This is a genomic window from Actinomycetota bacterium, from assembly GCA_040754375.1.
Taxonomy (GTDB): domain Bacteria; phylum Actinomycetota; class Acidimicrobiia; order Acidimicrobiales; family AC-14; genus JBFMCT01.
Map to the genome: position 1 here is coordinate 77,164 of JBFMCT010000009.1, position 13,396 is coordinate 90,559.

Annotated in this window: 12 protein-coding genes; 8 read left to right on the forward strand and 4 right to left on the reverse strand. The window is 72.0% G+C overall.

The features are described from left to right. Positions 1–13: 13 nt before the first annotated feature. Positions 14–1,597, reverse strand: a complete 1,584-nt coding sequence (locus AB1673_06205) for an ABC transporter permease (GenBank protein MEW6153566.1) — start codon at positions 1,595–1,597, stop codon at positions 14–16. Then, positions 1,594–2,520 carry an ABC transporter ATP-binding protein gene (locus AB1673_06210; protein ID MEW6153567.1) on the reverse strand — a complete coding sequence of 309 codons (927 nt, stop codon included), beginning with the start codon at positions 2,518–2,520 and terminating at the stop codon, positions 1,594–1,596. The genes AB1673_06205 and AB1673_06210 overlap by 4 nt, the downstream gene beginning before the upstream one ends. Before the next feature lie 135 nt (positions 2,521–2,655). Between AB1673_06210 and AB1673_06215 the strand changes: the two genes are divergently transcribed. The 3 genes from AB1673_06215 (at position 2,656) to AB1673_06225 (ending at position 4,148) form a co-directional block, all read left to right on the forward strand. After that, a complete protein-coding gene (locus AB1673_06215; protein MEW6153568.1) occupies positions 2,656–3,039 on the forward strand; it encodes a hypothetical protein in 384 nt (127 codons plus the stop codon). A 64-nt stretch (positions 3,040–3,103) separates the two neighbouring features. After that, positions 3,104–3,556 (forward strand): YbaN family protein, encoded by a 453-nt coding sequence (locus tag AB1673_06220; GenBank protein ID MEW6153569.1) that lies wholly within the window; start codon positions 3,104–3,106, stop codon positions 3,554–3,556. Positions 3,557–3,641: 85 nt separating this feature from the next. Next, entirely contained in the window at positions 3,642–4,148 is a 507-nt protein-coding gene (locus AB1673_06225) for a hypothetical protein (GenBank protein MEW6153570.1), read from the forward strand. 11 nt (positions 4,149–4,159) lie between these two features. Here the strand turns inward: AB1673_06225 and AB1673_06230 are convergent, their stop codons facing one another. Then, a complete protein-coding gene (locus AB1673_06230) occupies positions 4,160–7,126 on the reverse strand; it encodes an ATP-binding protein (protein MEW6153571.1) in 2,967 nt (988 codons plus the stop codon). Positions 7,127–7,211: 85 nt separating this feature from the next. Between AB1673_06230 and AB1673_06235 the strand changes: the two genes are divergently transcribed. The 3 genes from AB1673_06235 to AB1673_06245 are packed head-to-tail and all read left to right on the forward strand — an operon-like array spanning position 7,212 to position 9,822. Beyond that, entirely contained in the window at positions 7,212–8,558 is a 1,347-nt protein-coding gene (locus tag AB1673_06235) for a potassium transporter TrkG (protein ID MEW6153572.1), read from the forward strand. Then, the gene (locus AB1673_06240; protein MEW6153573.1) at positions 8,551–9,258 is read left to right on the forward strand and encodes a TrkA family potassium uptake protein; all 708 of its coding nucleotides are present in this window, start codon (positions 8,551–8,553) and stop codon (positions 9,256–9,258) included. The genes AB1673_06235 and AB1673_06240 overlap by 8 nt, the downstream gene beginning before the upstream one ends. Before the next feature lie 27 nt (positions 9,259–9,285). Beyond that, a complete protein-coding gene (locus AB1673_06245; protein MEW6153574.1) occupies positions 9,286–9,822 on the forward strand; it encodes an SRPBCC family protein in 537 nt (178 codons plus the stop codon). Positions 9,823–9,850: 28 nt separating this feature from the next. Here the strand turns inward: AB1673_06245 and AB1673_06250 are convergent, their stop codons facing one another. Further along, positions 9,851–10,876 carry an AraC family transcriptional regulator gene (locus AB1673_06250; GenBank protein MEW6153575.1) on the reverse strand — a complete coding sequence of 342 codons (1,026 nt, stop codon included), beginning with the start codon at positions 10,874–10,876 and terminating at the stop codon, positions 9,851–9,853. A 75-nt stretch (positions 10,877–10,951) separates the two neighbouring features. Between AB1673_06250 and AB1673_06255 the strand changes: the two genes are divergently transcribed. Together AB1673_06255 and glnA are read left to right on the forward strand one after the other, a co-directional pair. Next, positions 10,952–11,227 carry a DUF4242 domain-containing protein gene (locus AB1673_06255; GenBank protein MEW6153576.1) on the forward strand — a complete coding sequence of 92 codons (276 nt, stop codon included), beginning with the start codon at positions 10,952–10,954 and terminating at the stop codon, positions 11,225–11,227. An 83-nt stretch (positions 11,228–11,310) separates the two neighbouring features. Beyond that, positions 11,311–12,735, forward strand: a complete 1,425-nt coding sequence (gene glnA / locus AB1673_06260; protein MEW6153577.1) for a type I glutamate--ammonia ligase — start codon at positions 11,311–11,313, stop codon at positions 12,733–12,735. Positions 12,736–13,396: the final 661 nt, after the last annotated feature.

Below are 13,396 nucleotides of genomic sequence, written 5' to 3' on the forward strand. Positions count from 1 at the left end.
TCGTGGGTGCTCGTCAGCCGACGTCGCGGGTGCGGAAGCCTCGGGCCCCAGCGGCCGCCAGCGTGATCGCCAGGGCGGCCATCGCCAGCAGGGGCAGGGCCCGGATACCTTCTGCGGGGGCCAGAGGCGTGTGCTCGTACGGCGACACCGCCCGCAACCAGCCAGGCAGGTCGAGCAACTCGGCGAAGAAGCCGATCACGAAGCAGGCGGCCAGGAACCCCCACACCGCGACCACGGCTCGGGGGAGCAGCCCGAACAGAGCCAGGGCGACGCCCGCCATGACCGCCACCGCCGGCAGGTACCCGAGGGCGTCGGCCATGCGCCGGGGCACCTGGCCGAGATCGCCCAGCACCACTCCGTAGGCCAGGCCCAGGCCCAGGCCCCCGGCCGCCAGCACCACCGCCGACCCGCCTACTGCCACGGCCATGTGGCTCGCGACCCACCGCCAGCGCGACACGGGCGTAGCCAGCACCGGCTCGGCCCGAAGGGCCGTCTCCTCGCTGCGGAGCCGCTGAACGGCGCCGACCGCGAAGCCGCTGCCGATCAGGGCGAGGATCAGCAGCGTCGTGCCCAGGAAGGAGTCGACGATGCTGGCTCCGCCCCGGGCGATGATGTCGCGAACCGACTCGTCGAGGTCGGCCACGAAGTCCTCGACGTCGTTGGCCACCGATCCGTAGACGAGCCCTAGGGCCAGCACCCCCGATCCCCACCCGACCAGCGAACCTCGCTGCAGCCGCACGGCCAGGCCGAACGGTGTGCCCAGGCCGGCCTTGGCCTCCGCCGGGCCCCGCCGGGGCGCCACCAGCCCCGCGCCCACGTCACGGCGGGACGCGAGGACGGCGGCCAGCCACAGGCAACCGGCGAAGAAGGCGAGAGGGACCACCAACGGCCACCACACGTCGCCCGCGAAGGGCCGCATCTTCTGGCCCCATCCCAGCGGCGACAGCCACGACAGCGTCCCGTCGCCCACGTCGCCCACGGCCCGCACTGTGTAGGAGACGCCCACCGCCAGCCCGGCCAGCCCCGACGCCACCCGGGTGTTCTCGGTGACCTGGGCGGCCACCGCGGTGATGCCGGCGAACACGGTCCCTACCGCCGCTACCGACAGCCCGAAGGTGAGCGAGCCGGGCCCATCCAGCCCGATGGCGGCGTAGCCGGCGGCCAAGGCCGCCCCCACCACCGCGTTCATCCCCACCACCACTATCAGCGCGGCCGCCATGGGGGCGTGGCGCCCCACGACCGCAGCCCGCACCAGCTCCAGCCGCCCGCTCTCTTCCTCGGCCCGGGTATGACGGGACAGCATGAACAGGCTCATGAGCCCGACCATCACCAGGGTGAACGAGCCCGTCTCGAAAGCCACTCGCCCGCCCAGGGTCTCGAGGCCCTGGGGCGGCCCGTTGAAGGCGATGGCGGCCGCGTTGCCCTCCACCAAGGCGGCCGCCCGTTGCAGGTCTTCGTCGGTGGGGTAGATGCCCGCCACCCCCGCGGCGCTGGACACGGCCAGGGCCACGATTCCCGCGACCCACACCCCGATCCGTACGCGGTCGCGGCGCAGGATGCTGCGGACGAGCACGGCCGTGGCGGTGAACTCGGTCACCGGTGGCTGCCAGCCTCCTCGCCGGCCTCCTCACCGGCCAGCTCGTCGCCGTAGTGGCGCAGGAACAGCTCCTCCAGAGTGGGGGGCTGGCTGGTGAGGCTGCGCAGCCCCAGCTCGACCAGCCGGGCCACGGCTCCGCTGAGGTGGTCGGTGTCGACGTCGAAACGCACTCGGCCGTCCTCGGCCACCAGGTCGTGTACACCGGGGAGGGCCTCCAGGCCTCCCGCGGGCCGGGTCGTCTCGGCGGTTATCGACGTGCGGGTGAGGTGGCGCAGCTCGGCCAGGGTTCCGGTCTGGACGGTACGGCCGGCCCGGATGATGCTGACCCGGTCGCACAAGGCTTCCACCTCGGCGAGGATGTGGCTCGAGAGCAGCACCGTCCGGCCCTCGGCTTTCACCTCGTGGATGCAGGCCTGGAACTCCGCCTCCATGAGCGGGTCGAGGCCCGACGTGGGCTCGTCGAGCACCAGCAACTCGGCCGAGGAGGCGAGGGCCGCCACCAGCGCCACCTTCTGGCGGTTGCCCTTCGAGTAGGTGCGGGCCCGCTTGGTGGGGTCGAGCTCGAAGCGCTCCAGCAGGTCGGCCCGGCGCTGGGGGTCGAGGTCGCCCCGTAGCCGCCCGAACAGGTCGATGACCTCGCCGCCGGTGAGCTTGGGCCACAGGTTGACGTCGCCGGGCACGTAGGCCAGCCGGCGGTGCAGCGCCACCGAGTCCCGCCAGGGGTCGCCCCCCAGCACCTGCACCTGCCCGGAGTCGGCCCGCAGGAGCCCCAGCACCACTCGGATAGCGGTCGTCTTGCCCGAACCGTTGGGCCCGAGGAAGCCGTGGACCTCGCCCTCGAGCACCTCCAAGTCGAGCCCGTCCAGCGCCCGGGTGGGACCGAAGGTCTTGACCAGACCGGCGATGTCGACGGCGGCAGCCATCCGCCGATGCTACGTAGAACGTCGGTCGGGAACAGCGTCAGCCAGCACAGAGCCCGCCCTCGCGCCCGGAGTCCTGCAGCTGACGACTGGGCTGAACTGGGGGTAGTGCTGGGCGTCGCCTAATCTCGTCGCACCGTGGACACTGCTTCGACGACCCAGCGGGCGGGCTCACCGGCCGACGAGTTCATGCGCCGCCTGCTGCGGGCCCAGCCCCGGGGCGCCTCGTCCCGGTCGGCCGAGAACGTGTTCACGGCCTCGATCGCGGTGTCGACCGTGCGTTGCCTGCTGACCTACGTGGTCCTGCCGCTGCTCAAGCCGGTGGTCGACCTGAGCGGGGGGGTCGGGCCGGTGCTGGGGCTGCTGCTCGGCACGGTCTCGGCTGTGGCCATCCTCGCTTCCATGCGGCGGTTCTGGGCGGCCACCCACCGCTGGCGATGGGCCTACACCGCGGTTGGGGGTGCGATCCTCGTGATCTTGGCCGTGCAGGCCGTGGGAGACGTCGCCGCCCTCCTCTTATGACCGGCCCGGGAGGCCGGTCCAACAAGCAACTGCTGGGCGACCGTCGCCAGATGGTGGACCAGTGATGACCGTCCCTCCCGGTCAGCCCGCCGGCGGTGGTGACGCTGGGGCCCGCCATGGCCTGGTCCGTTGGCTGTGGATGGGCGGAGGATTCCTGGCCGTGGGTTTCGGAGGCGTGGGCGTGGTCGTGCCCGGGCTGCCCACGACCGTCTTCTTCATTATCGCGGCCGCCTGTTTCGCCCGGTCGAGCCCCCGCTTCGAGCAGTGGGTTCTCGACTTGCCCCGCATCGGCCCGCTCGTGCGTGACCACCGGGCCGGGCTCGGTATGCCCAGGCGGGCCAAGGTGCTGGCCGTCACGATGATCGGGGCCGCCACCGGCGCCAGCGCCGGGTTGGCCATCACCAACCCCGCGGTCCGGGCCTCCGTGGTCGCCCTGGGGCTGGTGGGGGCGGCTTATGTCCTGTTCCGGGTGCCGACCCGCGAGCGCGTGCTGGCCGAACGGGCCGACCGGTCCTGACTTCCCCGGGGCCCGGCTCCTGCCCCGATCGGCCCGGTGACGCGACTACCTTTCCCTACCGTGAGCTGCATAGAGGACGGATGCCGTGGCTGAGAAACCGATGCCGTTCAGCGAACTGCTCGCCGGCTACGGCACGGTCACCATCGGCGAGGGCATGCAGATCGAGTCGGTCTTCGCCCTGCTCAAGCTCCGGGCCGAGGACGGCAGCGCGGCCTGGTCGGTCCGCCTCGGCGGCGCCCCCTTGTCGGCCGAGGAGCGGCTCGGGGTCCTCGAGGGCCTGACCACTTCGATCCGCCAGCGGCTGACCAAGGCCTGGAAGGGAACGCTGGGCCCGGGCAGCACGGCCCAGGCCGGCCAGCTCGCCCCCGTACCTTTCAGTGAGCTCTTCGCTGGCCTGGAGACGGTGGGGGTCACCGACCAGTTCCTCATCGAGTCGGTGTTCGCGGTCATCAAGGCCCGGCGGTCCAACGGTGGCACCGTCTGGCACGTCCGGTCGTCGGAGATGAAGCTCAGCAGCGAGGAGCTGCTGGGCGCTCTCGACGGTTACGCAGCCACGGTCCGCCACGACCTGGCCGCCTCCTGGAACTGGTAGCACGCCCTTCCTCATGACCGGCGGATGTCCTGGACACCCAGCCGGTCGAGCAGGCTGACTACCAGCTCGCCCCGGCGTTGAGACCAGCGCGAAGGGAAGGCTTCGAGGACGTGCCAGCCCGATCGCACCAGGGCCAGGTGCCGGTCGACGTGGGCCGCCGGGCCCGATGGGTGCACCCCGCACTCGACGGCCGTGTCCCCGGGTGGGGCGCACACGTCGACAACATGGCGGCCCGTGGGGTAGCCCGTGCGGGCGTCGACCCCACCGAGGCGGAGGTCCCCGGCGATCTGGGCGGCCCATGCGGTGGTCTCCCCAGCCGGAGGGGGAGGTCCGGGGGGACGGTCGGCCCGGGCCACGTAGCCCGCCAGCAGGCCTCCGGGGGGAGGTTCGGCCGACATCACCAGTGTCAGGTGCCGGCGGGCCCGGGTCACGAACACGGCGAACAGGTGTGGGTCATCGACGAAGCGCCACGACGCCCCTGACTGGTCGGGGCCGACACCGATGCTGGCGATGACCACGTCGCGCTCGTTGCCCTGGAAGGCGTGCACGGTCCCGACCCGCAAGCCCAGGGCGGCGATGTCGTCGGCCGAGAACCGGGCCAGTACGGCCGCCTCCAGGGCGTCGGCCTGTGCCCGGAACGGCGTGATGATCCCCACGCTCGCTGCCCCGTCGCTGCGCAGCCGGGCGACCTCGGCCACCGCCCAGTCCACCTCGGCGGCCACGACGCCCGCCTTGTCGCGCTCTCCCGCCAGGCGCACGACGTGCACGCAGTCTCGGCCCTCGGTGCTGGGCTTCCGGGTGGCGACCTTGAGGCCCCCGCCGTAGAGGTGGTTGGCCACGAACTCGACGAGGTGAGGGACCGACCGGAAGTGCTCGTCGAGGACGAGGACGGGCGCCACCGCCGCGGCCACGTCGAACGTGCTGTTGCGCCTCACGTCGAGGCGGGCGGCAACCAGGGGCCGGTCGGCCAGCCCGTGGAGCTCGACGACCTCGCGCAGGCGCTGGTCGGACAGGAAGGACACGTGGCGCAACTGGTTGGGGTCGCCCGCGATCACCGCTCGCCGCGCCCGCAGCAAGGCGGGGACGGCCAGGGGCTGGTCGATCGAGGACGCCTCGTCGACGATCACCAGATCGAAGGCCCCCGCCAGCGGCGGCAGCAGGTCGTCGATGTCGGGGAGCGAACCGACCCACAGGGGCAGGGCCCGGGTGAGCTTCTCGTCGTCCAGCCGGCTCAACTGGTGGCGGCGGGCCGCCCGCCCGCTGCGTAGGGCGGTGGCCAGGGCAGCCACGGCCGGCATGGTCGAGCGGTTCATGCGCGCCCCCGAGCGGGCCTCGGCGCTCAGCCACCGGGCCGTCGCCTCCCGGGCGGCGTCGCCTAGCCCGCGCAGCTCGGTCCATGCCTCGCCCAGTTCGAGCCCGCCCGCGGCCACCAGTCCCGACGCGATGCGGGTGGCCCGCGCTGTGCGCAGGGCGGTGGCTACGTCCCCTGGTGGCGTGCCCTCGGGGCACCCGGCCAGTTCGTGCAGCTCCCTGGACCGGCGCCGCTGCCGGCGTCGTGACCACCACCCGCGCCCGCTGCCGCCCGACACGGCGTCGAGCAACTGGGCCGCACGGGCCAGGTCGGCGGACGGGTCGAACAGGCGGGGGGCGAGGCGGCGGGACTCGTCCTCCTCGGCCCCGCCGCCCTCGGAGAGGGCCCGCTCGGCGGAAAGGCGGTCGACGACGGCTGCGGTGGCGGCCGCCTCGGCGGCGCGCGCCATCCGGTGGGCCTCGCGGGCCGCCGCCAAGGCGTCGTCGGCCACGGGTTGCAGACGTCCGCCAGCCAGGCGGGCGGCCAGGGCCTCGCGGCGTTCGTTCGACCCGAACACGACGGCCTCGGGGCCGGGCGAACGTTCCAGCAGGTCGAGCAGGGCGTCGACGGTGGCGTCGGTCTTGGCCGTGACCAGCACGCTCTCGCCCCGGGCCAGGGCGTCGCAGGCGATGGCCACCACCGTGTGGGACTTGCCCGTCCCCGGGCCGCCGGAGATCAGGGTGACGGGCTCGTGGCGGCTGCGGACGACCGCCTCTCGCTGGGCGGGCGTGAGCAGGTAAGGCGACTCGACCGTGGCGGGGCCGAGGGAGCCTTGGGCGGGGCCGAGGTCGGGCGGGGGGCGGGCGTCGACGTAGAGCGAGTGGAACGCCGTCCAGCGCGGCAGCGGCCCCGCGGCCCAGGCCCGCAGGGACCCGGCCCGGCTCGCCGTCCCGGTGTCGTGGGTGGCGAAGACGCCCACTCCGGCCACGATCACCAGTCCCTCGGACCGCATCAGCTTCTCCGGCCCGTCGCCCGCGGGCACGACCCGGGAGGCCGGCAGGCGGGCGGCCGACGCGGTCGCCCGGGCGAAGCGCTGGAGGCCGTCGAGCCGGGCCAGCAGGGCGGCCGGGATGGTCACGTCCCTCATGCCGTCCAGCGCCCCGCCCCCGAGCTGCAGGTGCGCCTCCAGGCGGGAGCGCTCGTCCCAGTCGTCGACCAACTCGCTGATCTCCACGTCACCCGCGGGCACCAGCCGGGCGCTGCCGAGGGCGGGTGGGCGCACCGCCCTGACCGGGACGGTGACCAGCGGGTGGAACACCCGCCGGGGCCGCCCGTCCTCACCGGCGGCTCGTCCGGCCACGAACAGCCACCCCATCCGCAGGGACCGCTGTTCCGGACGGACCTGGTCGACGGCCGCCAGGCGTTCGCCGAAGCTGCGGTCGATGCCGACGGAACGGGCGGCTAAGTCATCGGGCGGCCCGGCCACCCTCATGGCCGCTTCGACGGCCCGCGAGCGAGCCCCGTCGTCGAACGGGCCGGGCGTGAACACCCTCACGGCCCCGGCCTCGACCCATCTGAACCACTCGGTCGGGACAGCCAGGCGGGTCGCTCTCTGCTCCCCCGAGGGCGCCAAATCGGCCAGGGCCCGCAGCACGGTCGCCGCCTCCTGCCTCCCCTCGTGGCCCACCGGCCCACGGTAGAGGCTGGCGCCCGGCCCCTCCGGGCCCGCTAAGACGCCAGAGACGGTGTCAGGGTCGTTAGCGTGCGGGCCAGTGGGGCCCGCCCGAACGCACAAGCTCCTGCGCCACCCGGCGCAGTACGTCGTGCTGGCCTTCGTGGCCGCCAGCGTGCTGGGTGCCGTGCTCCTCTCGCTCCCGGGCGCCACCCGCAGTGGCGAGGGGGCGCCAGCTATCACCGCCCTGTTCACGGCCACCTCCGCTGTCTGCGTCACCGGCCTTGCCGTTGTCAGCACCGGGGACTACTGGAGCGGGTTCGGGCAGTGGGTGATCCTGGCCCTCATCCAGGTCGGCGGGTTCGGGATCATGACCCTCACGTCGCTGATCGTGCTCGTGCTGGCCAAGCGGCTGGGCCTGCGCCACCGGCTGCTGGCCGCGGCCGAGACGGGCTCGCTCAACCTGGGCGACGTGCGCACGCTGCTCATCGGGGTGGCCCGGCTCAGCCTGGGAGTGGAGGCGGCCGTCGCCCTCGTGCTGACGGCCCGGTTCGCGTTCAGCCATGGGGAACCGTTCAGCCGGGCCCTCCACCTCGGCATCTTCCATGCCGTCTCGGCCTTCAACAACGCCGGTTTCTCTCTGTTCAACGACAGCCTCATCGGGGTGAACCGCGACCCAGTGATCCTGCTCGTGGTCGCGGCCACGATCATCGCCGGGGGCCTGGGCTTTCCCGTGTGGGTGCAGATCGCCCGGATGCCCCGCACCCCCCACCGCTGGAACCTGCACACCAAGCTCACCGTGGTCACGACCCTGGGCCTTATCGGGGTCGGTTGGGCCCTGTTCGCCTGGTTCGAGTGGACCAATACCCGCACCCTGGGGAACATGTCGGCCACCGACACGCTGGTCAACGCCTTCTTCCACTCGGTGACACCCCGCACCGCCGGGTTCAACTCCGTCGACATGGCCTTGCTGCGCGAGCCGTCGCGGCTCCTGACCGAGGCCCTGATGTTCATCGGCGGCGGGAGCGCGTCGACGGCCGGGGGCATCAAGGTGACGACCTTTGCCCTGCTGGGCTGGGTCATGTGGGCCGAGGTTCGAGGCGAACCCGACGTGGTGATATTCGAGCGGACCGTGCCGTCCCAGGCCCAGCGCCAGGCCCTCACCGTGGCCCTCATGGCCATCGGGACGATCGTCGTGTCGACCATGGCTCTCATGGCGACCACCGGCCTCCCGCGAGCCGACCTGCTGTTCGAGGTCGTCTCGGCCCTGGGGACCGTCGGGTTGTCCACTGGGGTCACCCCCCTGCTGTCCGGAGGGTCACAACTGTTGGTGGTCGTGCTGATGCTGCTGGGCCGGGTCGGCCCGCCGACGCTGTTCGCCGCGCTGGTCCTGCGCGAGCGCGGCCGGCAGTACCGTCATCCTGAAGAAAGGCCGATCATTGGTTGACAAGAACTCCGGACGCCTCGGGAGCCGCCGCCACGGGCCCCGCCTCGACGTGGGCGAACCCGTCGTGGTCGTGGGCCTGGGTCGGTTCGGGGGGGCGGTGGCGGCCGAGCTGATGCGGCTCGGCTTCGAGGTGCTGGGCATCGACGGCGACGCCGAGCGGGTGGCCTATTACGCCGACATGCTCACCCACGTCGTCCAGGCCGACTCGACCAACGAGAACACCCTGCGCCAGCTCGGCTGCGATGAGTTCCGCCACGCCGTCGTCGGTATCGGCAGCGTGCTCGAGGCCAGCATCCTGACCACTGCCGCCCTGGCCGATATGGGCGTTCCCAACATCTGGGCCAAGGCCGTCAGCCGGCCCCATGGGCGCATCCTCGAACGGGTGGGTGCCCACCACGTCATCAACCCCGAGCACGACATGGGCCACCGCGTCGCCCACCTCGTGGGCGGGCGCATGATCGACTGGTTCCAGCTCGACGAGGACTTCGCCATGGTCGAGACGGCCGTCCCCAAGGGCCTCGTGGGACCGACGCTGGCCGAGCTGGAGATCCGTGCCCGCCACGGGGTGACGGTGGTGTGCGTCAAGCAGCCCGGGGAGGGCTTCACCTACGCCACCCCCGACACCCGGTTCCAGGAGGGCTCGGTGCTGGTGGTGGCCGGGCCCAGCCGGCGGGCCAGCGAGTTCGCCCACCTCGACTGACGGCCGGCGAGCTACCGTCCACCGCTGATGGGGACGGACTACCGGTTCGTGACGGTGTGGCGGGTGGCGGCGACGGTCGCCGAGGTCAAGGCGGTGCTCAGCGACGGGGCATCGCTCCCCCGCTGGTGGCCGTCGGTCTACCTGGGCGTCAACGAGCGCGAGCGGGGCGGGCCCGACCTGGTGGGATCGGCCGTAGACCTGCACACCAAGGGCTGGTTGCCTTACACGCTGCGGTGGACGCTGCGCATCACCGAGCCGGTGACCGACGAGGGGTTCGCCCTGACGGCCGAGGGCGACCTCGAAGGCGAAGGCCGGTGGTTCTTCGAGCAGGACGGGCCCGAGGTCGTGATCACCTATCACTGGCGGGTGGCGGCCAACAAGCCCCTGCTGCGCCGCCTGAGCTGGCTGCTCAAGCCCGCCTTCGCGGCTAATCACCGCTGGGCCATGGCCCGGGGCGAGGAGAGCCTGGCCCTCGAGCTGCGCCGGCGGCGGGCGGCCACCGACGAGGAACGAGCCCGCGTCCCGCCTCCGCCTCCGGCCACGTTCGGCCGGCTGGTGCGGTAGTGGTCCGGCCCGACATGGCCGGGCTTGGTCAGAAGACTCGGGGGAGGGGCCGTGTCTCGGCCCGCCAGTGGGCCGGGGCCTTGCCCAGCTCCCGCTTGAAGGCCCGGCTGAACGCCTCCTCGGACCGGTAGCCGACGCGGGCGCCGATCTCGCCCACGCCCAGTTGGGTCGTACGCAGGAGGCCGGCCGCCATGCTCAGGCGCCACTCGGTCAAGTAGCGGATGGGCGGGCGTCCGAGCAGGGCGCCGAACCGCTCGACCAGGACGGTGCGCGAGGCGGCCACGGCCGAGGCCAAGTCCTTGACGGTCCACTCCCGGGCCGGGTCGCCATGCAGGAGGGTGAGGGCCGGTCCGACCACCGGGTCGCGCAGGGCGGCCAGCCAGCCCGTCAGGTCGGCCTCACCGCTCTCCAGGTAGAGGCGCAGCACCTCGGTGAACAGCAGTTCGGGCAGCCGCTGGTTCATGTGGGCCGAGGGCTGCCCCGACTGGGAGGCCATGAGGGCGTACTCCACGCTGGCCGAGAGCCACGTGGCGGCCGGGCCCGCAGGTGGGCGCACGACGAACAGCGGGGGCAGGGCACGCAGCACGGGGTCGAACAAGAGGGCGTCGCCCTGGAGGTAGCCGCACACGACCAGCGTGTAGTCGCCGTCGCCGCCGTAGTCGATGTAGGGGAACTCCTTCCAGGGTGGGGCGGGGAGCAGGCTGGCGATGGGCACCGGTTCGGCGTCCTCGTAGGAGCCGATGGAGTGGGTGTCCCCGTAGGGCATGACGACCACGTCGCCCCGCTCCAGGGGGTGCCGCTGACCGTCCTCCATGGCGATCCAGCACCGGCCCTCGCCGATGATGTGGAACAGGACCAGGCTGCCCGCGCCCGGCAGCAGGGCCTCGGCCAGCTCCCGGCCCGGCGGTGAGGTGTATGCCCACGGCGCCCGGAAGTCGGCCCGGAGGAACAGCGCCCCTTCCAGCCGTACCAGGTCGAGCACCTCGGCCAGAGCCGCGAACCGGCCCACCGCGGTTTGCGGCGCCTGGGTCAGCCCCGGCGGTGTCTCGGTCATGGTGCTGCGGCCTCCTTCGCCGGATAGTACGCATAGCACCGTCGCTGTGGCGGTGCGAGAGCGAAGGGAGCAGAAATGCCCAAGTACGTCATCGAGAGAGGCCTGCGAGGAGCGGGCTCGCTGTCCGAGGACGAGATCGCGGCCATCAGCCAGAAGAGCAACTCGGTGCTCGCCGACCTGGGGGGCGACGTCCAGTGGCAGCACAGCTACGTCACCGACGACAAGCTGTTCTGCGTCTACATCGCCCCCGACGCCGGCCGTGTGCTGGAGCACGCGTCCCGGGGCGGGTTCCCGGCCGACAACGTTGCCCGGGTGGTGCGTACGATCGACCCGACGACGGGCGGGCGCTGAGCGAGCCTCGCGGGGCGGGCCCCCGGGGGTTCGGGTAAGTTGCCTCACCCTCCGGGGGACCACTTCGTAGACGGGAGGAAGCGGTGGAGGAGCGCAGCCCGGCCGACGTCCTGAGGCTGGTCGAGGAGTCGGGGGCCGAGATCGTCGACTTCCGCTTCTGCGACCTCCCCGGGCTCATGCAGCACTTCTCGTCGCCGGCTCACGAGCTCAGCGAGGAGGTGTTCGAGTACGGCCTGGGGTTCGACGGGTCGTCGATCCGGGGCTTCCAGGAGATCCAGGAGTCGGACATGATCCTGGTGCCCGACCCCGACACCGCGGTGGTCGACCCGTTCACCGAGCACCGCACCCTCAACCTCAACTGCTTCGTGCTCGACCCGGTGACGGGCGAGCCCTACAGCCGTGACCCCCGCTACGTCGCCCGCAAGGCGGAGGACTACCTGGTGTCGACGGGGATCGCCGACACGGCCTACTTCGGGCCCGAGGCCGAGTTCTACATCTTCAACGACGTGCGCTTCCACCAGGACCAGCACTCGGCCATGTACTCGGTGGACTCCATCGAGGGCGTGTGGAACTCGGGCCGTGACGAGAAGCCCAACTTGGGCTTCAAGCCCCGGTACAAGGAGGGCTACTTCCCAGTCCCGCCCATGGACCACTTCCAGGACGTGCGCTCGGAGATGCTCCTGACCCTCGAACGGCTCGGTATCGAGGTCGAGGTGCAGCACCACGAGGTGGGCACCGCCGGGCAGGCCGAGATCGACATGCGCTTCGACACGCTGCTGCGCATGGCCGACAAGGTCATGCTCTACAAGTACGTCGTCAAGAACGTGGCCCGGGCCCGGGGCCTGACGGCCACGTTCATGCCCAAGCCCCTCTTCGGTGACAACGGTTCGGGCATGCACACCCACCAGTCGCTGTGGCGGGGGGGCGAGCCCCTGTTCTTCAGCGAGACGGGTTACGCGGGCATCAGCGACATGGCCCGCTGGTACATCGGCGGCCTGCTGCGCCACGCCCACTCGCTGCTGGCGTTCGCTGCTCCCACGACCAACTCCTACAAGCGGCTCGTGCCCGGCTACGAGGCCCCCGTCAACCTGGTCTACAGCCAGCGCAACCGGTCGGCGTCGGTACGCATCCCGCTCGTGTCCAAGAGCCCCAAGGCCAAGCGGCTGGAGTTCCGCTGCCCCGACCCGTCGTGCAACCCCTACCTGGCCTTCGCGGCCATGCTCATGGCCGGCCTCGACGGCGTGCAGAACCGCATCGAGCCGCCCGCCCCCGTCGACAAGGACCTCTACGACCTCCCCCCCGAGGAGCTGGCCCGCGTGCCCCAGGTCCCCGGTTCGCTGGAGGAGTCGCTGGCCGCCCTCGAAGCCGACCACGACTACCTCCTGGCCGGCGACGTCTTCACCCCCGACCTCATCGACACCTGGGTCACCTACAAGCGCCTCCGCGAGATCGACGAGGTCCGCCTCCGCCCCGTCCCCTGGGAGTTCTACCTCTACTACGACATCTGAGTGGGGAGGCCGCCGGCCTGCGGTTTCGCGGCGTACCAGGCCTGCCCGGCCGGCTCGCGCAGCTGCCGCCAAGAAGCGCATGCCGGCGAACGCCTGACGCCGACGATCAGCGCAGAACGGTCCGGCGCTTCTGGAACTCCGCTCGGTCCTGATGGGCCCCTGCGGTCGTCCCGGGGCTCGGCCGGTTGTCGGACCGGCTTCGACAGCCCTCGCTGGGCCGCCCCCTGACGCCGATCCGCCTATGCCCGGCGCCGTCGTAGCCGCCGGCCGAGCCAGGTAGCAAGTGCGATGACCGCGCCGGCGAGGATCCCGACCGAGCCAAACCAGGAAACCCCTTCAGCCACGCGGTACCCCCTGGGGGACTCATCGTCCGGCAAGCGCCACTGCTGCGTCTCCGTGTCCCAGACGGCGGCGTTCCGCTTGGTGGCAAGGTCTAGGCGTCGACTGACCGTATCTCCCAGTTCCATCCTCTGATGTTGCCAAACGGCTCGTCGCAGTGACGCCGCCTATTCCTCGTAAAACCGGCTGTCGGGACGTAAGTGTTCACGTAGCTGGCGGCGTGGGTGGCATCCACGGATCGCCCTTGAAGAGCCGGGTGAGGGCGTCGATGGCGGGGACGTCGTGCTTGCGGGTGGTGGACAGGTAGCTGCGTAGGTGGGCG